The sequence below is a fragment of the Rosenbergiella collisarenosi genome (assembly GCF_018494085.1).
GTDB classification, from domain to species: domain Bacteria; phylum Pseudomonadota; class Gammaproteobacteria; order Enterobacterales; family Enterobacteriaceae; genus Rosenbergiella; species Rosenbergiella collisarenosi.
Genome location: NZ_JABBFP010000001.1, coordinates 290,086 through 311,791 on the forward strand (window position 1 = coordinate 290,086; position 21,706 = coordinate 311,791).

The 21,706-nt window shown below is 46.1% G+C and carries 18 protein-coding genes, 1 tRNA gene and 1 pseudogene; 12 read left to right on the plus strand and 8 right to left on the minus strand.

Going from position 1 to position 21,706, the window contains the following annotated elements:
* The first annotated feature begins 27 nt into the window (after nt 1-27).
* The 3 genes from HGT70_RS01300 (at nt 28) to chiP (ending at nt 3,703) form a co-directional block, all read left to right on the plus strand.
* Entirely contained in the window at nt 28-1,386 is a 1,359-nt protein-coding gene (locus HGT70_RS01300) for a 6-phospho-beta-glucosidase (protein WP_214194691.1), read from the plus strand.
* On the plus strand, nt 1,387-2,145 hold the full coding sequence (gene chbG, locus HGT70_RS01305; RefSeq protein WP_214194692.1) for a chitin disaccharide deacetylase: 759 nt from the start codon (nt 1,387-1,389) through the stop codon (nt 2,143-2,145).
* Between the two features lie 154 nt (nt 2,146-2,299).
* Complete coding sequence (gene chiP / locus HGT70_RS01310) at nt 2,300-3,703, plus strand: chitoporin ChiP (protein WP_214194693.1); 1,404 nt, start codon at nt 2,300-2,302, stop codon at nt 3,701-3,703.
* Between the two features lie 112 nt (nt 3,704-3,815).
* Here the strand turns inward: chiP and HGT70_RS01315 are convergent, their stop codons facing one another.
* From HGT70_RS01315 to aspA, 6 genes and pseudogenes are all read right to left on the minus strand, one after another.
* The gene (locus tag HGT70_RS01315) at nt 3,816-4,964 is read right to left on the minus strand and encodes a glycerate kinase (protein ID WP_214194813.1); all 1,149 of its coding nucleotides are present in this window, start codon (nt 4,962-4,964) and stop codon (nt 3,816-3,818) included.
* A 196-nt stretch (nt 4,965-5,160) separates the two neighbouring features.
* Nucleotides 5,161-5,454 (minus strand): annotated as a pseudogene (locus tag HGT70_RS16805) (transposase); the annotation flags it as partial.
* A gap of 777 nt (nt 5,455-6,231) precedes the next feature.
* Nucleotides 6,232-6,307: transfer RNA gene (locus tag HGT70_RS01325), tRNA-Phe, on the minus strand.
* A 150-nt stretch (nt 6,308-6,457) separates the two neighbouring features.
* Nucleotides 6,458-7,777, minus strand: coding sequence for a CitMHS family transporter (locus HGT70_RS01330; protein ID WP_214194694.1), 1,320 nt, complete (start codon nt 7,775-7,777; stop codon nt 6,458-6,460).
* Nucleotides 7,778-8,026: 249 nt separating this feature from the next.
* Nucleotides 8,027-9,724: a protein-disulfide reductase DsbD gene (locus tag HGT70_RS01335; RefSeq protein WP_214194695.1), complete on the minus strand. Its 1,698-nt coding sequence runs from the start codon at nt 9,722-9,724 to the stop codon at nt 8,027-8,029.
* A gap of 120 nt (nt 9,725-9,844) precedes the next feature.
* Complete coding sequence (gene aspA / locus HGT70_RS01340; RefSeq protein ID WP_071433870.1) at nt 9,845-11,275, minus strand: aspartate ammonia-lyase; 1,431 nt, start codon at nt 11,273-11,275, stop codon at nt 9,845-9,847.
* 413 nt (nt 11,276-11,688) lie between these two features.
* On the opposite strand from aspA, the gene HGT70_RS01345 reads away from it, so the two are divergent.
* The 6 genes from HGT70_RS01345 (at nt 11,689) to HGT70_RS01370 (ending at nt 18,279) form a co-directional block, all read left to right on the plus strand.
* On the plus strand, nt 11,689-12,165 hold the full coding sequence (locus tag HGT70_RS01345; protein ID WP_241569874.1) for an FxsA family protein: 477 nt from the start codon (nt 11,689-11,691) through the stop codon (nt 12,163-12,165).
* A gap of 218 nt (nt 12,166-12,383) precedes the next feature.
* The gene (locus tag HGT70_RS01350; RefSeq protein WP_071433874.1) at nt 12,384-12,677 is read left to right on the plus strand and encodes a co-chaperone GroES; all 294 of its coding nucleotides are present in this window, start codon (nt 12,384-12,386) and stop codon (nt 12,675-12,677) included.
* Nucleotides 12,678-12,721: 44 nt separating this feature from the next.
* Nucleotides 12,722-14,368: a chaperonin GroEL gene (groL, locus tag HGT70_RS01355; RefSeq protein WP_071433876.1), complete on the plus strand. Its 1,647-nt coding sequence runs from the start codon at nt 12,722-12,724 to the stop codon at nt 14,366-14,368.
* 1,107 nt (nt 14,369-15,475) lie between these two features.
* Complete coding sequence (gene ltrA, locus HGT70_RS01360) at nt 15,476-17,134, plus strand: group II intron reverse transcriptase/maturase (RefSeq protein ID WP_214194697.1); 1,659 nt, start codon at nt 15,476-15,478, stop codon at nt 17,132-17,134.
* A gap of 105 nt (nt 17,135-17,239) precedes the next feature.
* The gene (locus HGT70_RS01365) at nt 17,240-17,464 is read left to right on the plus strand and encodes a DUF2188 domain-containing protein (protein ID WP_214194698.1); all 225 of its coding nucleotides are present in this window, start codon (nt 17,240-17,242) and stop codon (nt 17,462-17,464) included.
* A gap of 461 nt (nt 17,465-17,925) precedes the next feature.
* Nucleotides 17,926-18,279: a DUF4156 domain-containing protein gene (locus HGT70_RS01370; RefSeq protein ID WP_071433878.1), complete on the plus strand. Its 354-nt coding sequence runs from the start codon at nt 17,926-17,928 to the stop codon at nt 18,277-18,279.
* A gap of 47 nt (nt 18,280-18,326) precedes the next feature.
* Here the strand turns inward: HGT70_RS01370 and HGT70_RS01375 are convergent, their stop codons facing one another.
* Both HGT70_RS01375 and epmB read right to left on the minus strand, forming a co-directional pair.
* The gene (locus HGT70_RS01375) at nt 18,327-18,755 is read right to left on the minus strand and encodes a DUF1090 domain-containing protein (protein WP_071433880.1); all 429 of its coding nucleotides are present in this window, start codon (nt 18,753-18,755) and stop codon (nt 18,327-18,329) included.
* A 41-nt stretch (nt 18,756-18,796) separates the two neighbouring features.
* Entirely contained in the window at nt 18,797-19,825 is a 1,029-nt protein-coding gene (gene epmB / locus HGT70_RS01380) for an EF-P beta-lysylation protein EpmB (protein WP_071433882.1), read from the minus strand.
* 39 nt (nt 19,826-19,864) lie between these two features.
* Between epmB and efp the strand changes: the two genes are divergently transcribed.
* The 3 genes from efp to epmA all read left to right on the plus strand — a co-directional run bounded on the left by efp (nt 19,865) and on the right by epmA (nt 21,680).
* Nucleotides 19,865-20,431, plus strand: coding sequence for an elongation factor P (efp, locus tag HGT70_RS01385; protein WP_071433885.1), 567 nt, complete (start codon nt 19,865-19,867; stop codon nt 20,429-20,431).
* Nucleotides 20,432-20,498: 67 nt separating this feature from the next.
* Entirely contained in the window at nt 20,499-20,609 is a 111-nt protein-coding gene (locus HGT70_RS01390) for an entericidin A/B family lipoprotein (protein ID WP_407073135.1), read from the plus strand.
* A gap of 90 nt (nt 20,610-20,699) precedes the next feature.
* Nucleotides 20,700-21,680 (plus strand): elongation factor P--(R)-beta-lysine ligase, encoded by a 981-nt coding sequence (gene epmA / locus HGT70_RS01395; protein ID WP_214194699.1) that lies wholly within the window; start codon nt 20,700-20,702, stop codon nt 21,678-21,680.
* Nucleotides 21,681-21,706 lie beyond the last annotated feature (26 nt).

Sequence of the window (21,706 nt, forward strand, 5' to 3'; positions counted from 1 at the left end):
AACGTTGACCAGATAAGGAAAAGTAAAATGGGCCATAAATTAAAAATCGTGACAATCGGAGGCGGTAGCAGCTATACCCCAGAACTACTGGAAGGATTTCTGAGACGTTATCATGAACTGCCGGTCACTGAACTCTGGTTGGTGGATGTAGAGGAAGGCCAAGAAAAACTCGATATCATCCATGCGTTGTGCGAAAGAATGGTAGCCAAAGCCGGTGTGCCGATGCGAATCTATAAAACCTTGGACCGTCGTGCCGCTTTACAAGGTGCCGACTTTGTTACTACGCAATTGCGTGTCGGGCAGCTAAAGGCACGTGAAAAAGATGAACGTATTCCTCTCAGTCATGGCTATTTAGGCCAAGAGACCAATGGAGCTGGTGGGTTATTTAAAGGGTTGCGTACCATTCCTGTTATTATTGACATCATTAAAGATGTGCAAGAAATTTGCTCGAATGCTTGGATTATTAATTTCACTAACCCTGCAGGCATGGTGACAGAGGCCATTTATCGGCATACCAACTTCAAACGCTTTATTGGGGTATGTAATATTCCAATTGGTATGAAGATGTTTATTGGCGATGTTCTACGGCTGACGCCACAAGATGAACTGAATATCGATCTTTTCGGCCTTAACCATCTGGTTTTTGTTCGAGATGTACGGGTCAACGGTAAATCGCGCTTTGATGAACTGCTAGAGGGGGTTGCGACAGGTACATTAAGTGCTAATTCCGTTAAAAATATTACCGACTTACCTTTTAATGAGGGGCTTATTCGCTCATTACGCTTGATCCCCTGTTCATATCTCCTTTATTACTTTAAACCTAAAGAGATGCTGGCGATTGAAATGGGCGAATACTATAAAGGTGGTACTCGTGCTCAAGTTGTACAAAAAATCGAGCAGAAACTTTTTAAGTTGTATAAGGATCCTAATCTCGATGTGAAACCTAAAGAATTAGAACTCCGGGGAGGAGCATATTATTCAGATGCAGCCTGTGAAGTAATTAATGCAATATATAATAATAAGAACACTGAGCACTACGTCAATATTCCCCATAACGGGCATATCGATAATATCCCCCCTGAGTGGTGCATCGAGATAACCTGTACCTTAGGTCAGGACGGTGCACAGCCGACGTCACGCATTACCCATTTTGATGAGCAAGTTTTGGGACTTATTCATACCATAAAGAGTTTCGAGATCGCGGCAAGTCACGCCGCAATTAGCGGTGATTTTAATGACGTACAGTTAGCACTTAATCTCAATCCTCTTATTCATTCCGACAACGATGCGGAACTGCTCGCCCGTAAAATGCTTCTCGCCCACGAAAAATGGCTACCAAACTTCACGAATACCATTAGGGATTTAAAAACCTCTAAGGGGAAATAAATGGCACGCTTATTAGTGGTGAATGCTGATGATTTTGGGCTGAGTAAGGGACAAAATTACGGGATTATTGAGGCACACCGGCATGGCATAGTGACCTCGACAACTGCGATGGTCAATGGCGAAGCTATCGCCGATGCTGTCGAGTTAAGCCTGGGTGCACCGGACCTGGGGGTTGGTATGCATTTTGTGTTGACCTTGGGTAAGCCCTTATCGGCCATGCCGACCTTGACGAGAGAGGGGTTGCTAGGTAAGTGGGTGTGGCAGATGGCAGAAGAAGGTCGGCTGCCTCTTCACGAAATCACGCAGGAATTAACTAGCCAATTTCAGCGCTTTATTGAGCTATTTGGGTACCCGCCAACACATATTGATAGCCATCATCACGTGCATCTGATCCCGGATATTTACACCATTGTCGAAGGCTTCGCTTGTGAGAAAGGTATTCCCGTTCGTTGTGATCGACAACCGGCAGCGCGTGATAACTCAGCTAAGCCTATCGTACGGCGCTGCGAAGGTTTCTCCAGTGAGTTCTATGGGGATTCACTTTCGCAGGCACTGTTTTTAAAAATACTCGATGATTCGCTGCAACGGGGGGAGTCGTCGCTAGAAGTGATGTGCCATCCAGCCTTTGTCGATAATACGATTATGAAGAGTGCGTATTGTTATCCGCGACTGCAGGAATTGGAGATTTTAACGTCCTCTTCGATAAAACAGGAGGTGGCTAAACGCGGTTACCGTCTTACTGATTTTAAAATGATATAAGCAATAAAAAGGAGGTCTCAATTTAGTTAAATTTTAATTTTTACCTCTAGCTGCTTTTATATCCTGGTTTTGATATTCGCTTAAATATTAGTTTTTTTTGCATGCCTGGAGATAAAGGCAGATAAATTTTACTAGTCTATTAGGAGTACTATTTATGCGTACATTTAAAGGATTATCTCGTACGTTATGTATATGTCTATCAGGCGGCGCTGTTTTTTCAGGGGGAATACTCTCACCGGAAGTGAGTGCAGCAGGATTTATTGATGATTCAGAATTAACTGGAGGGATCTATTATTGGCAACGTGAACGTGTTCGCAAGGATGTGGCCGGTAATGGAAAGTATAAGACAGATCTCTCGCATTCAACGTGGAACGGTAATTTAGATTTCCAATCTGGTTATGCGGGAGATTTTATTGGGATCGATATCGCAGCCTTTAGCGCAATAGAAATGGCAGAGAATGCTGACAGTGCTCACCCCCATGAAATTGCCTTTTCATCGAGTAACAAAGTTTATAATGAAGATTACAGTGGTGATAAAAGCGGTATCGATCTCTATAAAGTGGCCGCAAAATTTAAATATGGGCCAGTTTGGGCACAGGCTGGCTATATTCAGCCTGCCGGACAAACGTTATTGGCTCCCAATTGGAGTCTACTGCCAGGTACCTATCAGGGGGCCGAAGTCGGAGCAAATATCGATTATGGCGAGGCTGGGGCCCTAAGTTTCTCTTATTTCTGGGCAAATGAGTATAAGTCGCCGTGGTACCTTAAAATGGATCGTTTTTACCAAAATGATAAGCAATCCAAGGTGAGGTATCTTCACTCTGTTGGTGCTAAATATGATGTGAAAAACGGCCTAGTGTTAGAAGCCGCGCTGGGACAAGCCGAAGGATATATCGACCAATATTTTGCGAAAGCTAGCTATCAATTCGATGTCGCCTCCTCCCCTTTGCGCACGAGTTATCAATTCTATGGGGCACGGGATAAAGCAGAGCGAGGGGGGGTTAACGATATTTATGACGGCACCGCGTGGTTACAGGCGTTAACCTTCGGCTACAAGGTAGCTGACGTGCTTGATCTACGTTTAGAGGGAACTTGGGTGAAGGCCGAAGGGCAGCTGGGTTATTTTTTACAACGTATGACCCCAACCTACGGCTCCTCTAATGGGCGCTTGGATATCTGGTGGGATAATCGTTCTGATTTCAATGCGAACGGTGAGAAAGCGTTATTTATCGGCGCTATGTATGATTTGAAAAATTGGGATCTACCCGGTTGGTCTGCCGGCGCGTCCTACGTCTATGCTTGGGATGCCAAACCTGGCAGGATGTCTTCCCCCGATGCTTTTTACACCCCGAATAATCGTTTGAAAGAGTCAGCCTACAGCCTTGACGCCGGTTATACGGTACAAGAAGGGCGTGCTAGGGGGACTATGTTTACATTGCATTTCACCCGTTACAACAATCATTCCAATATCCCGAGTTGGGGAGGGGGTTATGGAAATATTTTCCAAGATGAACGTGACGTGAAATTTATCGTGAGGGCGCCCTTTACCCTATTTTAGACCGTTATTGGGTAATATTGCTCGCTATCGTCAAGCATACTGTAGTTCGCATGACTGACTCTGAATAACGTTGAAACCTTCTCAACGTTATTGATAACGTTCACTGACTTTGTCAGGTATTTTTGATACCGAGAGCGAAGAGACGAGCAATATTTTCGGTCGTAAAGGCGATATTACGTTCTCCCTCCTTCAGTGCCTGTTCAAGAGAGCAGGCTTGTCGCAGAATACCGAATATAGCGGTAAAATTCTCATCATAAAGGCTCTCAACACCGTCCCCGATGGCACCCGCTAAGGCAATCACTGGTGTGTGGGGAGAGACATTTTTTGTAATTTGGGCAACACCGTAAGGAGTTTTACCGAATTTGGTTTGATAATCGATACCGCCTTCCCCAGTAAATACTGCATCGGCGCCTATTATCTTATTGGCTAACTCCGTAAAGTGGATAACGATATCAATCCCTTTTTGTAACTGTGCAGGAGTAAAGGCGAGCAAGCCAGCACCTAAGCCACCGGCGGCACCCGCACCCGGCACAGTCGCGACTGAGATCCCTAAATAGTTCTTAATTTGTTCTGCGTAAAGGCTAAGATTCCTGTCTAGTGTCTCCACTATCTCAGGAGTCGCTCCTTTTTGTGGCCCAAACACGGATGACGCACCATTTGGCCCAACCAGTGGGTTAGTCACATCACAGGCAACGATAAATTCGGTCTTTGCGACGCGTGGGTCGATACCACTCATATCGATAGCGGCGATCTTATGTAAATGTCCCCCCCCTAAACCCACCGCATCGCCGTTTGAATCGGTAAATTTGACACCCAAGGCGCAGGCCATACCTTGTCCACCGTCATTGGTCGCACTCCCGCCTAAGCCAATAATAATTTTTTGTACCCCTAGCTCGAGAGCGTGAGTGATCAGTTCTCCCGTCCCATAAGTGGTGGTGAACAGTGGGTTACGATTTTTCAGCGAAGTATGTGTAATGCCACTGGCCGAAGCCATCTCTATTACGGCCGTTTGCCCATCACCGAGGAGTCCAAATTCTGCTTGGACGCGAGTCTGGAGGGGGCCCATCACCTCAACCTTGATAATTTTTCCACCCGTGGCATCGACTAAAGATTGAACCGTGCCTTCACCACCATCGGCCATCGGAACCTTAACGATTTCGCAATCGGGAAAGATACGTCTCAGTCCTCTCTCCATACTGTTTGCTACTTGTAATGCTGTCATGCTCTCTTTAAAGGAGTCGGGGGCTAGGACAAATTTCATCATACTCACCTTAAATTCAATGGATTACTTTATGGCTGTCTTTGAATACTGTAGTGGACAAGTAATTTTGGCCACGGTTTTACAGTAAAAAGGGTATCTGTTCTCTGACTCTTCCGGCGTTAGCCCACCTAGCGCTGTATCGGCATTTACTGACAGACTCCAGCCGATAATTCTGCGGGCAATAAGGTCCATGACGACCGCCAGATAGCACCAGCGATTTCCTGCCCAGAGGTCGAACTTGCTTTTCCAGCTCGCGAATACGTTGCTGCTCTGCGGTAATGGGGGTTACAGAGGGTGTAATCCCCTGGCGCTCTCACCTGAGCTGGCGCACCTAGCTCTCAAGCGTGGTAGAACCGACATCGTTCGCTTCACTGGCTTGCCGATATGAGTAGCCCTTATCAACAATCAGCTGTGCACATTCCAGTCTGAACTCTACGTTTGGTTTTTTGTTCATTAAGTTACCTGTTTTATGTTGAGGTGAGAATATCACCTTGAATCAGGTAGCCAAATTTACTGTACCACTACAGTTTAGTCCGATGTGGGACGTATTGCCCAGGCAGAATAGATAGTAACCTGTAGCGTCGTATCTGTGATACATCGTCATCAGGATCGTGCTTATTACCGCCAGGGTTGCTGAATTTGTAGTGCCTTAATCGGTGTATGGGTAAATTTGAAACGAGTAGGATGAGCCATTATGTATCCCATCATTCTGGGACTGTCATAGGGATAATATGTCTGTGTAGGTATCACTATTGCTGTATACCGCTCGATGAGGAAAAGGGGGAGGGCTGAAAACGCCAATATAAATGAGGAAAATCAGAGAAAATGATACATGGAAATCATTGTGGAGTTCCCATTAGATGCATGGGGATAAAATACTGCCAATGAAGTGATGGGGGTTCCCCATAAATTTCCCCGTACAAAAAAGCTAACTTGTCCAAGTAAACTGCCGACAAAACGACATCCCCCGTTTCCCCGTCATCTCAAGAATAGGGGGATAGGGTTAATTAACACAAATAGACCGTATACAGACCGTAAAAGGTTGCACCTAAAGCGTCGGTAATACTCGATTTCACAGAAATGAATAATGGCAGCTTAAAGCCCCCATCACGAGGCAAACGGCTAAGTAATATCCTGGCTGAAGAAACGCTGAGAAGGGCCAAAAAACGTCAAACTGAAGAGTGTAGTAGATAAGCTGTAACGACCATAAATAGACCATGGCTCAGAAACGACAAAGCCCCGCATTTCTGCAGGGCTTCTAGAATAGTGGTGCCCGAACTCGGAATCGAACCAAGGACACGGGGATTTTCAATCCCCTGCTCTACCGACTGAGCTATTCGGGCAACGGGGCGCATTAAACCGTAATCCGGCATTCGCGTCAATATCTTTTGATGAAAATTACCGATCTGTTGGCTGTTTGCGGTATTTTTATGCAACTTGTGGGATAAATCGACAGAGCGGCGGCTTCCAAATAGAGAAGCCGCCATGGGACCCTAACTGCCGCTATGGTAGAGTGGGAAGGCACCGAAGACTAAGCCGCCTACCATTAACATTAGGCTGATAAAAATCCCCCATTTGATGGCGAATTTCTGGTGTTCGCCGACATCGACTTTCGCCAAGCCAGTGAGTAAATATAAAGAGGGAACCAATGGGCTAATCAGGTGAAACGGTTGACCGATAATCGAGGCTCGGGCGATCTCCTCTGCTGAAATACCGTAACCGGCTGCAGTCTGCGCGATAACCGGCAAAATACCGAAATAGAAGGCATCATTCGACATAAAGAAGGTGAATGGCATACTGATAATCGCGGTGAAAATCGGTAAAAAAGGACCGAAGGCGGGCGGGATGATAGAAAGTACCGACTTCGCCATCGCATCAACCATGCCAGTACCAGAAAGGATACCGGTAAAAATACCCGCTGCAAAAATCAGAGAAGTTACTGCTAATACGTTGGCGGCATGCGAGGCAATACGGTCTTTCTGCTCAGACAGTTTAGGGTAGTTCAGCATCACGGCAAGCGCGAAACTGACCATAAATAGGATTTGAATCGGAATAAAACCTGCGACAAGTAAGACCAAGAGGGCGGTGGTCAGAATCAAATTTGGCCAGAACATTTTAGGGCGTTTATTCTTTTCGCACTCTTCTAGTGTCCCGCCGCCCAGATTCAATTGTATATCGTGCAACGCGCCGACTTCTTGTAATCCCAAACGACGACGTTCTTGGATGCCGAACCATGTTGCAAGTGCAACGAGGCTAATACAACCGACGAAGATTGCGGGTAACATCGGTACGAAGATATCTAACGCATCAATATCGAGTGCGGCAGCGGCACGCGCGGTAGGGCCACCCCAAGGCGAGAGATTCATAATACCGCTAGCCAGATTGACCACACAGGTCATCATCAATATATTCAAGCCAAGCTTGCGATAGAGCGGCAGGAAGGCGGCGATGGCGATCATATAAGTCGTAGAGCTATCACCATCTAGCGAAACGAGGAGCGTGAGGATCGCCGTACCTGCCAATACCTTTACCGGATCGCCTTTTACGATCCGCAAAATACACTTTACTAGCGGATCGAAAAGACCCGCATCGATCATGATACCGAAATAGAGGATAGAGAAGGTCAACATGACGCCGGTCGGCGCAAGCGTTTTTACCCCTTTTAACATCATGTCTCCCAAACCTTGGTAGAACCCACCCAGTAGGGCAAAGAGGATAGGAATAAGGATCAGAGCAATTAGGGCTGACATTCTCTTGGTCATGATGAGATACATAAAGCAGATCACCATACTGAAACCCAGTATTGTTAACATTTCAATACCTTCCATTTTTATATAAGGGATCGAACCCCAATAATTTATAGTTATTTATCATCACCTTATAATAAGTGATGCGCTAACATCATGCTGAATTAGGAAGCATTAGTGATAACGAATGTATCAGTACGGAAGGTGTGTGTAACTATTTGTTAACAATTGCAAGCGCAAATTTGCGAGTTTTTTGAGCAAGATCTCTGTTTAAAGTGGCGACGAAAGGGGGAAGCAAGGAGCTCCCCCGGCTGATTAGCCTTTAGTGGGGATGGGGAGGCGTTTGATAAAGTCTTTAGGCGCGAGAAAGCCTGTAATACGCGAATGCGGGATCTCTTTGCCTTGTGCATCAAAGAAGATCAACGTAGGAAGCCCTAGCACGTTCAACGAAGAGAGCAGTTCAGTATTTTGCGCATTATTATCAGTGACATTGGCTTGGAGTCGTTGCATGGTACCCATAGCCTGCTGAACACTTGGATCGCTAAAGGTGTACTTTTCGAACTCTTTACAGGCAACGCACCAATCAGCATAGAGGTCGAGCATCGTTACGGGTTGTTGTGTCGTACTAAGCTTTTGTTCAAGCTCTTGCCGGGTCGTAATGGGGGTAAAATGTTGCGTCGAGGGGGGAGTAGTCACCATCGTCGGTGAGACTATCTCTTGTAGAGGGCGTACGGCAATTAGGGCGAGCACGAGCCACACTAGTCCAAACCAGCGAGCCCACGTTTTTGCGCTTTTAATAGATAAAATAAAGGCCCATGCGGCCAGCGATACCGCCAGCAGTGACCAAAGGCGTTCGGCCCACAGGTCGCCAACCACGCGTTCGAGCAAAAAAACGGGAAGGGCGAGGATCACGAAGCCGAAGCCTTCCTTGACTGTTTGCATCCAAGGGCCACTTCGTGGCAAGAGCTTATTGCCGAAAAGGGTCACGATAACAAGGGGTAATCCCATTCCCAAGGCATAGAGATAGAGTGTTCCCGCACCTTCGAACACTTTACCGCTCTGCGCGATATATAACAAAATAGCGCTTAATGGGGCAGTAGTACAGGGAGAGCAAATCAGGCCTGCGAGTATCCCCATACAAAGCACTCCGGCCACCGACCCACCACGTTGCCGATTACTTATTAGCGTCAAGCGTGTTTGTAGCGATGCGGGCAGCTGTAAGCTGAAAGCTCCAAACATGGATAGTGCTAATAAAATAAATAAGCCGGATAACACGACGAGAAGGATCGGATTTTGTAGCGCGGCTTGGAAGCGCATCCCTGCCGCAGCGACAACGACACCCAGTAAGGTATAAGTGATTGCCATCCCCTGTACATAAACGAAGGCCAGTAGGGCGGTACGTGACAAGGAGAGTCGTTGCTGACGACCTAATATAATCCCCGAAATTAATGGGTACATCGGTAGTACGCAGGGGGTAAATGCTACACCGATGCCGATCAACAGTGCCCAGAGTGGCGTATAGGGTAAGTGATCTGATGAAGAAGCAGGGGATAGACTTGCGGGTGCGATGGTAGACCCCGCAACTACTGCACTAAGAGGGACAGTTTTGGTTTCAGGGGGATAACAAAATCCGGCCGCTGCGCAGCCCTGATAGGAGACAACTAGAGTTGGATTTTCTTGGGTATGGGTAACGGTTAACGGCAGATTAATCGTTTGTGGATAGATCTCGCTATCCCCAAAAAATTCATCGTGATGGGGCTGGCCCTGAGGGAGCTGCCACTGGCTCAGCGCGGCATTACGCGGCTCGATACTTATTTTCTGCCGATAGAGATAGTAGCCAGGCTTAACTTGCCAATGGAGTGTGACGGTATTGCCTTGTTGAGAGAAATCGAAGGCGAAAGCCTGATCAACGGGAACGAATGCTGGGTTCTGCCCAAATAAATCCGCTTGTGCGGTAAAGGGCAATAACGTAATGAGTAGTAAAAAAATACGGGAAAAAAGGCCTGAACGCATAGCACCATTCACTATTATTATGGACGAAGTCGCGTAAGAAAACAGATGCGGCAGCATAACATGAAATCAGCATTGCTGAAAAAGCCAGCAATGCTGTATGGGACTATATACTGATGGCGATTAAGACTCTTCGTTGAAGAGTTTCGCTTTGTAGGCAGGATGCATCAGGTTTTCGACGGAGAAGATATCGTCGAGCTCGGCCTCGGTGAGTAGCTCTCTTTCTAACACGACCTCACGAACACTTTTACCCGTTTCCGCACAAATTTTACCCACGATATCGCCGTTATGGTGACCAATGTACGGATTTAAGTAGGTGACGATGCCGATCGAATTAAAGACGTACGACTCGCAGATCGCCTGGTTAACGGTGATGCCGTTGACGCATTTTTCCAACAAGTTGTAACAGGCATTGCTGAGAATCGAAATCGATTCAAACATCGCTTGACCAATAACAGGTTCCATCACATTAAGCTGTAGCTGCCCGGCTTCCGCAGCCATCGTCACCGTCGTATCGTTACCGATGACCTTAAAGCATACTTGGTTGACGACTTCAGGTACTACAGGGTTGACCTTAGCCGGCATGATCGATGAGCCAGCTTGCAGCTGCGGTAAGTTGATCTCGTTCAGACCAGAGCGCGGGCCTGAAGAGAGCAAGCGTAAATCGTTACAGATCTTGGACAGTTTAACCGCTAAGCGTTTTAGCGAGGAGTGTACCATCACATAAGCGCCGCAGTCAGAGGTGGCTTCGATGAGATCTTCAGCGGCGACAACGGGAAGTTGCGTAATTTGAGCAAGATAGTTTACTGCAAGCGTCTGGTAACCTTCTGGCGTATTTAAACGCGTACCGATCGCCGTCGCGCCTAGGTTTACCTCCAACAACAGCTGTGCAGTATGCAATATGCTTTTAGTCTCTTCTTTTAATAAGACGCTAAATGCTTTGAACTCTTGGCCTACCGTCATCGGAACCGCATCTTGTAACTGCGTTCGCCCCATTTTTAGAATGTGCGCAAACTCCTGCGACTTACGATTAAAGCCGTCGCTTAGGCTGGTGATTGCCTCGATTAACTTAAGCAGTGAGTGGTAGACCGCAATACGAAAACCGGTAGGGTAAGCATCATTGGTCGACTGACACATATTGACGTGGTCGTTGGGATTCAGGTGCTGGTACTCACCCTTCTGATAGCCCATTAGCTCAAGACCGATATTAGCCAGTACCTCATTCGTATTCATATTAACGGATGTGCCTGCGCCGCCTTGATAGACGTCAACAGGGAACTGGTCAATGCACGTCCCGTTATTGAGGACTTCATCGCAGGCCTTGATTATAGCTTCTGCGATGCTGCGAGGGATCGTTTTAAGGTCACGGTTGGCCAGCGCAGCCGCCTTCTTCACCATTACCATGCCGCGTACAAATTCAGGAATGTCACTGATTTTGCTGCTGCTTATATAGAAATTTTCAATCGCACGTAACGTATGAATTCCAAAATAAGCATCAGCGGGAACTTCGCGCATGCCGAGGAGGTCTTCTTCGATACGGATATTTTTGGTCATGAGAGCCTTCTTATAATAGGTCGTCGTTTTCCATGTCGACGGTAATGTTGCCGTAATAATTTTGCGGTGCTACAAGGTGCAGCGAACCGTGACGCGATCATAGGCGGTTTTTTCTAAAAATCAGCCACACAGATCACTATATAGTAACTTTTTTTTTACATTTAATCCCTCGGTAATCGAGATTACCGAATCATTGTGCTTAGTGTATGAATAGGTGCGGTTATATAACAATAGTAAAAACGAATTGTTTGCAGCATTACTCTGCCGTTACCGATGAGAAATGACAAATACTGACAAAAAAGTCTCCCTTTTCCTGACGGTTACGCGCTAAATACCTTGAATTAACGGTAAGACATACCCATCATTAATCAATCGGTCGTATGACGAATATTTGTGAATTTGAGGAGACCACCGTGCGTTGGTTACCATTTATTGCTCTATTTATCTTGGCGTGGATTGAGATATCACTCTTTATCGAAGTCGCCCATGTGTTCGGGGTACTTTTAACCCTATTATTAGTAATTGTTACTTCTACAATAGGGTTATCCCTAGTTAAAAACCAAGGTATAAAAAATTTCCGTTTAATGCAGGAAAAGCTAGTACGAAATGAGAATCCGGCGCCAGAGATGACCCGGGGCCTTTCGCTGTTTTTGGCGGGGTTTCTCCTAATTCTTCCCGGTTTCTTCACTGATTTCTTAGGGGCCTTATTGTTGTTGCCAGTCGTTCAGCAACGGCTTACTCATAAACTGATGCCTTTTATCAGCGTCTGGGGAGGAAAGGGGCCGTCTGCGCAAGAGGGAGGCTTTACAATGGAAGGTGAATTTGAGCGTCGGGAAGACAAGCGCCTTGAACGCCACGACGAAACATCGTCGACCCATAAACCTGACTAACTATCCTCTGCACGCTAGTCCTTGCTAGCGTGTTATTTCTTCCGGCGTCCGACCTCCTTGCCCTACTCACTTAGCCGATTCGGGTAAAATTTCAAAAAAAAAATACATAGCCCCCCCTTGAAAGTGGTTGCCATCGTCCCTACCTCTGGAGTAACGAAGCCATTACGGCATCAAACTTAAATAATGCGTGACTAGTTATCTCATAGGAGAACGATCAAATGAACATTCGTCCATTACATGACCGTGTAATTGTTAAGCGTAAAGAAGTTGAAGCAAAATCAGCAGGCGGTATCGTTCTGACTGGTTCAGCAGCTGGCAAATCAAGCCGTGCAGAAGTACTGGCTGTGGGCAATGGTCGCATTCTTGAAAATGGTGAAATTAAACCACTAGACGTTAAAGTTGGTGATGTTGTGATTTTTAACGAAGGTTACGGCGCGAAAACAGAAAAGATCGATAACGAAGAAGTTCTTATCATCTCCGAGAACGATATCCTTGCCGTAGTGACAGCGTAATTACACGAAATAATTCATCTATAAAATTTTAAGGGAATTAGAAAATGGCTGCTAAAGACGTAAAATTTGGTAACGACGCACGCGTAAAAATGCTACGTGGCGTAAACATTCTTGCCGACGCGGTAAAAGTGACTCTAGGCCCTAAAGGCCGTAACGTAGTATTAGACAAATCTTTCGGCTCTCCAACCATCACTAAAGATGGCGTATCTGTTGCACGTGAAATCGAACTTGAAGACAAGTTTGAAAACATGGGCGCGCAAATGGTGAAAGAAGTTGCGTCTAAAGCTAACGATGCTGCAGGTGACGGTACAACTACCGCTACCGTTCTAGCTCAGTCTATCGTTAACGAAGGACTAAAAGCGGTCGCAGCGGGTATGAACCCAATGGATCTGAAACGTGGTATCGATAAAGCAGTTATCGCGGCAGTCGAGCAACTGAAGACCCTGTCTGTCCCTTGTTCTGATTCTAAAGCGGTTGCTCAGGTCGGTACTATCTCTGCAAACTCTGACACCAGCGTTGGAACCCTGATCGCTCAAGCGATGGAAAAAGTGGGTAAAGAAGGCGTTATCACCGTTGAAGAAGGCACCGGTCTGCAAGATGAGTTAGATGTAGTCGAAGGTATGCAATTTGACCGTGGTTACCTCTCTCCTTATTTCATCAATAAGCCAGAGACAGGTGCGATTGAATTAGAGCAACCTTTCATTCTGTTAGCAGATAAGAAAATCTCTAACATCCGTGAGCTACTACCAGTGTTAGAAGCAGTGGCTAAAGCGGGTAAACCTCTGCTTATCATCGCTGAAGACGTTGAAGGCGAAGCGTTAGCGACTCTAGTGGTCAACACCATGCGTGGCATCGTGAAAGTTGCCGCGGTAAAAGCACCTGGCTTCGGCGATCGTCGTAAAGCAATGCTACAAGATATCGCAATCTTGACTGGCGGTTCAGTGATCTCTGAAGAGATCGGCATGGAACTAGAAAAAACTGCGTTAGAAGACTTAGGTCAAGCAAAACGCGTCGTGATCAATAAAGACACAACGACCATTATCGATGGTATCGGTGAAGAAGCGAATATCAAAGGTCGCGTGACGCAAATTCGTCAACAAATTGAAGAAGCGACTTCAGATTACGACAAAGAAAAACTGCAAGAACGCGTAGCGAAACTTGCTGGTGGTGTAGCCGTTCTGAAAGTCGGTGCTGCGACCGAAGTTGAAATGAAAGAGAAGAAAGCACGCGTTGAAGATGCGTTACACGCGACCCGTGCAGCAGTGGAAGAAGGTGTTGTTGCCGGTGGTGGTGTTGCTCTAGTACGTGTCGCAGCGAAAATCGCTGGTCTGACAGGTGATAACGAAGATCAAAACGTGGGTATTCGTGTGGCATTGCGTGCAATGGAAGCGCCATTACGTCAAATCGTTGCTAACGCCGGTGAAGAGCCATCAGTTATCGCTGATAAAGTGAAACAAGGCGACGGTAACTTTGGTTATAACGCTGCGACCGAAGAATACGGTAATATGATCGACTTTGGTATTCTGGACCCAACTAAAGTTACACGTTCTGCATTGCAGTACGCCTCTTCTGTTGCCGGTCTGATGATCACGACTGAGTGTATGATCACGGATTCACCAAAAGAAGATAAAGCCGATTTAGGTGCTGCAGGTGGTATGGGCGGCATGGGTGGAATGGGCGGCATGATGTAGTGCGACGAGAGTCGCGTAGGTAGCTAGCCTAGCGGGCTACGTCGATAGTGAGTACTAACCTTGGGTTGTGCTCACTACCTTCCCGCAAAATGTAGCAAAATATATAAATGTTCCGATGTTCCGGACTTTAAATGCCTCCGGAACATCGGCTTCGCTCAGCGAAGTTTAAATTCCGGATATGGCTTTATAAAGTCAGAGTCCCATAAATATTACAAATCTATAAATTATTTAAATCTTTAAATTATTTAAATATATTAAACACTTATAAATATTGTAACGTTCCATTGTGATTCACGTTGAAGCAAGCAGTTTTTGGGCTTGTGATGCAGCGGGGTAAACATCGTCTTTTATTAATATTAGTTACACTAGCACCTACCGGTGTGAAGCTGTATTCATGATTGTTTGGCTGTATTTCTTTGTACAGAGACAGACCTGTTATGTAACTAACAGTAGCCTAGGAGCAGCGCGTCATCAGTAATGATGGGGTGTGAGAGCGCTCTGACAATGTACTCCCCGTTTTCGGGTACTGTTTTACCGTGAGGTAAACAGTGGATTTTACCAGTAGTAGGTAAATGAGAGGCTAGGCTGATTCATAGGGTTAATGTTAAGTGAACTGTTGTAAGCACCGTCAGCCGCAAGCAGCAAAAGCTACTGATATGCTGTGACCAAAAGGTACAAGGTCGGTTATTCCTTTTACATCTGGGAATACGTTACCAATAGACCTTCGGTGTATAGACAGGACCTAAGTGATTCGTGTCATGAATATGGAACTCGGTAAGCCCATATCTTTGCCACTCTGTGGCAGGTGAGTCGTAAGACAAACTGTTGAAGCTGTGGGTAGAGGAGGTTAGAAAAAGCGAATGCCATTCTGTAATGGAATGGATAGGGGGTTAAAGGTTCCTCCACCGGAAACGGGGCAGACTTCTAACTGGTCTTTAATTGTGTGCAGTACTGTAAAGCACATCTAACGTGACAGAAAGTTGGTCAAGATGGTTTATAAACCACCTCGACCTTACCCTACGGGAGTAGATGATATCTCCCGTAAGGGGGCTGTCCGTCTGCTTTCGCTCGGGGCTTTCTATAAAAAGCACAGAGGGGAGTAGCAAGATGAGTACGTTAATAAAAGTACCTGCGCTTTCCGGCAGAGCGGAAAATTGGCACCAGATAAACTGGCGTTTAATACACCGTCAAGTCAGAGGGCTACAGATACGAATCGCAAAGGCAACGGAGCTGAAGCGCTGGCGTAGAGTTAAAACTCTACAAAGGATGCTGACGCGCTCGTTTGCAGCTAAAGCATTGGCTGTTAGACGAGTCACCGAAAACCGAGGCAGAAAGACCGCCGGAGTGGATCGACAATTGTGGAACACTCCCGAAAGTAAGTGGCAAACTATCTCCCAGCTAAAACGAACAGGGTATAAACCCTCTCCGTTAAGGCGAGTTTACATTCCGAAGAGCAATGGTAAGCGCCGTCCTCTAGGAATACCGACAATGAGAGATAGAGCTATGCAGGCGTTATACCTCTTAGCTCTAGATCCCGTATCGGAAACTACGGCAGATCGTAATAGCTATGGCTTTCGTCCGTCTCGTTCAGCGGCAGACGCGATAGAGCAGTGTTTTGTAACGCTCGGTCGTAAGAGCTCTGCTGAATGGGTTTTGGAAGGCGATATAAAAGGGTGTTTTGATAACATTAGTCATGACTGGTTACTAACCAACATACCGTTGGATAAAAAGGTACTTAGTAAATGGCTTAAAGCGGGATTCATGGAATCCGGTCGGTTATACCCAACTGAGGCAGGTACACCACAGGGAGGCATTATCTCCCCAGTACTGGCAAACATGGCATTGGATGGTTTGGAGGCGTTGTTAGAAACCCAATTTGGGAAGAAAAACACCAAGGCCAGCTATAAAACCAAAGTCAATTATGTGCGCTACGCAGACGATTTCATCATCACAGGTATCTCTAGAGAGCTACTTGAAGATGAAATTAAACCTCTTGTTGAAGCGTTTATGGCTGAGAGAGGATTGCAATTGTCACCAGAAAAAACGGTGATCACGCATATTTCAGAAGGGTTTGATTTTCTGGGGCAAAATGTACGTAAGTACCATGGAAAAATGCTTATAAAACCTGCAGCTAAGGGGCTATATAATCATCTTCAGAAAGTCCGGCAAATAGTTAAACGTAATGCGGCATCAAGACAAATTGATTTGATTAGGCAACTCAATCCTGTACTTAGAGGTTGGGCTAACTATCATCGACATATTGTCGCCAAAGAGACGTTTAGCTATATAGACTATCGCGTTTGGAAATTACTCTGGCGCTGGTCTTGCCGCCGACACGGTAATCGCAACAAATATTGGGTGAAACAGAAGTATTTTCATTCGGTAGGAGGCGAGAACTGGGTATTTCAGAGTATCGATGCAGAATACGGTCAAATGAGACTCGTATCTTGTAAAGGTATCCCGATTAAACGTCATATAAAAATTAGGTCAGAAGCTAATCCATATAATCCAGTGGACGAGTTGTACTTTGAACAGCGTCTTATTAAGCGCTGGAAAGAAGGTAAAATGCAACGCGGGAAACTGAGATTTATTTGGGAGCGACAAGGCCATCGATGTTCGGTTTGTCGACAGCTATTCAAAGATAAAGATGATTGGGATATCCATCATGTTATCAGGCGAGTAGATGGAGGCGGAGATGAAGTCGATAATTTAATGATGTTGCACCCTAACTGCCACAGGTTGATTCACAATCATTCAGTGGATTAGGTACTACATATAGTGTTTTTTACTTCTACAACGATCTATATATTGATCTTTGCACTAATGTGATGGTAATTTATACAGTGTCGTTTAACTGTAAGGAGATGACCCATGACAGGTAAAAATCAACATGTAGTTAAAAGAGATGGCGGTTGGGCTGTACGTGGTGAAAAGAACGCTAAAGATACTTCACATCATCGTACGCAGCAGGATGCTTTCGAAGCTGCGCGTACAATAGCGAAGAATCAAAAAAGTGAAGTTTTCATCCATGGTGAAGATGGGAAAATCCGTGAACGGAATACTTACGGTAACGATCCTTTCCCACCAAAAGGGTAGCCCAATAGTTATAAAGTTGCCGGTCTGAGCATCAGCGAAGACTTGTAAAGGCTTGAGCCGTATGCGGGGAAACTTGCACGTACGGTTCTTAGGGGGCGGCGGCACAGTAATGTGCTGCTGCTACCCGACAGGTGACTCCGGTCACTGATACACACTGCCTACCTAACAGGTATTTTTAAAACACCTGTCAGCCAGTCGAAAACCCTAGCGTAAGCTAGGGTTTTTTTATTTGTATAGACTGTGGCCTATTCCCGCTATCACTTTTATTAATCTCTTCTATGCTTATATTTTAATCGCTTGTGCAATGGAAGAAGTAGACTGTTTCACGGTAACTTTTCGTTACGTTGCTGGAATTTACCCTTAATTGCCGATATTCTAGCGGCGCTTGAGTAGGTTGAAGAGTGGCTAAGTCATTATAGGCTTCAAGAAATACTCTACTACGTATAATAACGAGGAATAAAATGCGTTTACTTTCAGTCATCCCAGTTTTATTAGCCGTGATTGTGGTCGCTGGCTGTAGTTCGGCGGGTAATCAATTGAATTCAGCAGGGCAACACGTACGTTTCGTTGATCAACAACCTGGGGCAGAATGTCACTATATCGGCACAGCGAGTGGCGAGCAAAGTAACTGGTTCTCTGGTCAACAAGTTGAAGGCGGAAATTCATTACGAGGCGCAGCGAATAATTTACGTAACCGTGCCGCTGAGATGGGTGGGAATGTTATCTATAACGCGAGTACACCAGGCCTAAGTTTAGTCTCAAGCTTCGTGCCAGTCGCAACTAAGATGTCAGGCCAAGTCTATAACTGCCCCTAACGGACGCGAGTAAGCGTATCAAAACCCATTGATACGCTTTTTAACTTCTATTTCAGCTCGCTCAAACCTTGTTGCTTGTGTTGTAACTCACCGGTAATTTTCTCAATATCGGCATTTTTATCGGCAATTTTCTTCCGATATTTTGCCACTTTCTCCGCATTATTGTTCGCAGTCGCGTCCTGAAGATCGTGTTGGCTCTCCTGTAAATCTTGTTGTTTCTCTTTTAGCTTTCGCTGTAACTTTTGAATATCTTGCTCGGCATCTTGGCGGACAGTTGCTGGCGTACAGTGATCGCTGACTTCTGCCAGTGCCTTCTTCAATCCCGCAATTTGATGACTATTATTGTGCTGTTGCGCGTAGCTAAGCTGCTCAGTTAAGGCTGCTTTTTTCTGGGCACAAGTCTGTACCGCACAGGCCTGCTGCGTGAAGAAGATTGCTGCAATCGAAAGTAACGGTACGGATAATCGTTTTTTCATAGAAACCTTTCCTTGAGTGATTAACAGTTAAGTCGCCTTAATTAAACTTGTCGGAGCTGTAAGTCCAAAGGCGTTTTACTCGGTTCTCCACCAATTTCCCTTGCGAGGCGGGGAACCAGATAGCCAGACACTTTACCCAATAAGCCATGCATGATGATACGTGCTTGTTCATCGGACACATAAAAGTGTGCGGCACCCTGTACTTTATCCAAAACGTGAAGGTAGTACGGGAGAATTCCTACCTCAAATAGGCGGTTACTCAGACTAGCAAGAATAGCGGCATCGTCGTTGATATCACGCAATAAAACACTCTGATTGAGTAATGTTACATTGGCCGTCCTGAGTTTGGACATGGCCTGAGCAAACTCATCATCAATTTCTTGTGCATGATTAACATGCGTGACCATGACCACTTGTAACCTCGATCTCGCAAGGCGCTGGCACAGTAGGTCGGTTACGCGAGCAGGGATGACTACCGGTAACCGCGAATGGATCCGTAGGCGTTGAATATGTGGAATTGCTTCCAGTTCGCCGATCAGATAATCCAATTCATGATCCTTAGCCATTAAAGGATCGCCGCCAGAGAAGATAATTTCATTTAATTCTGGGTGTTGACGGATATAATCAAGCGCGACTTGCCAATTTCGCTTATTACCTTGGTTATCTTGATAAGGGAAATGGCGGCGAAAGCAGTATCGACAGTTTACCGCACAGCCACCTTTTACCAATAATAGCGCGCGGTTAACGTATTTATGGAGTAACCCAGGTACCGCTGCGGCTTGTTCGTCTAATGGGTCCGTCGAATAGCCAGGCGTTAACGTAAACTCGCTGGCTTGTGTGATGACTTGGCGCAATAGGGGATCGTTAGGATCGCCTGGTGTCATGCGGCGAATGAATGCACGGGGAACACGCAGCGCAAATAAGCGGCGTGCATCATGACCTGCCTGTAGTTCAGGAAGGTGTTCGAGATTTAAAAGTTGTAGTAATTCAGCAGGTTCTGTCACAACGTCTGCAAGTTGCTGCAACCAATCTTCTCTAGCAGGGGTATTTAGGGTTACAATGTTTGCCATTTTTGGCTTCATACCAGTGATTATTTATAGAGGGCCTTCATGGCAACATATTCTAGCAACGATTTTCGTAACGGTCTTAAAATCATGTTCGACAACGAACCTTATGCTATCGAAGCAAGTGAGTTCGTTAAACCCGGTAAAGGCCAAGCTTTCGCCCGTGTAAAAATGCGTCGCCTGTTAACCGGTAAACTGATTGAGAAAACCTTCAAATCGACTGACACAGCTGAAGGTGCTGATGTTGTTGATGTGACCCTCACTTACCTTTATAACGATGGTGAGTTCTGGCACTTCATGAACAACAACACTTTCGAGCAGTTGGCTGCAGATGCTAAAGCTGTCGGCGAGAGCGACATCTGGCTACAAGACCAAGCTGAATGTATCGTTACTTTATGGAATGGTAACCCGATTACTATTCTTCCACCAAATTTCATTGAAGCTGAAATCGTTGAAACCGATCCAGGTCTAAAAGGCGACACCGCAGGAACGGGTGGTAAGCCAGCTAAACTAACAACTGGTGCAGTGGTTAAGGTTCCATTATTTGTCCAAATCGGCGAAGTTGTCCGTGTGGATACGCGTTCAGGCGAATACGTTTCGCGCGTTAAGTAAGAGTAAGCGCGCCTGCATGGCGCGTTTTTTTAATAGGTAAAGCGCTATGAAATCATTAATAGTAAAAATGGCCGTTTTATTCCTGTTTAGCACATCGCTCACTGCGTGTAACACGTTTCGGGGGATGGGCGAAGATGTATCAAGCTTGGGTCATGCTATCTCTCATGTTGCCAGTTAATAGTTAGCGACTCCGCTCAGCTTTTCAATGAGTCAATACCTACCTCGCGGATATAATTCCTCCGCACACTATTTTTGAAAGGACATTTTAATGAACGAAGCGGACCATTGGCAGCCGAGTGCGCCCATTGCTAATCTGCTCAAGCGTGCAAACGTACTAGCCGATATTCGGCGTTTCTTTGCTGATCGTGGAGTCTTGGAAGTTGAAACCCCCGCTATGAGCCAAGCGACGGTGACAGATATACATCTGGTACCTTTTTCGACGCGCTTTGTAGGGCCAGGTGCAGCGCAGGGGCGGGATCTGTGGTTGATGACCAGTCCTGAGTACCATATGAAGCGCTTACTGACCGCGGGTAGTGGACCCATTTATCAAATGGGCCGCTGTTTTAGGAATGAAGAAGCTGGGCGCCATCATAATCCAGAATTTACGATGCTCGAATGGTATCGCCCACATTACGATATGTACCGCTTAATGAATGAGGTAGATGACTTTCTGCAGCAGATTTTAGAGTGTGATAGTGCGGAAACTCTTTCCTATCAACAGGCATTTCAACGCTATTTAGGCGTCGATCCACTCACTGCAGATCAAGAGCAACTAGTACACTGCGCTGAGAAGCTAGGTGTCGGTGACCTCGCGGCTCGTGAAGAAGACCGCGATACCCTGCTACAGCTCTTGTTTATGCTGGGTGTCGAAACACAGATTGGCCAAGAAAATAGACCTGCGTTTGTCTATCACTTTCCGGCATCACAGGCCGCTTTGGCTGAGATTAGCACCGAAGATCATCGCGTAGCAGAGCGTTTCGAAGTGTATTTCAAGGGGATTGAGCTGGCGAACGGGTTTCGTGAATTGACCAATAGCGACGAGCAGCGTCGACGCTTCCTCGCTGACAACCGACGCCGTCAGCTAATGGGGCTACCAGAACAACCTATAGACGAACGGTTGTTGGCAGCATTAAGCGAGGGGATGCCCGATAGCTCAGGCGTCGCATTGGGTATTGACCGTTTGGTGATGCTGGCCTTAAAGGCAGATTCCTTACAAGAGGTTATGGCATTCACCGTCGATAATAGCTAGCTCATCCTTAAGCCAGTTATCCTGAC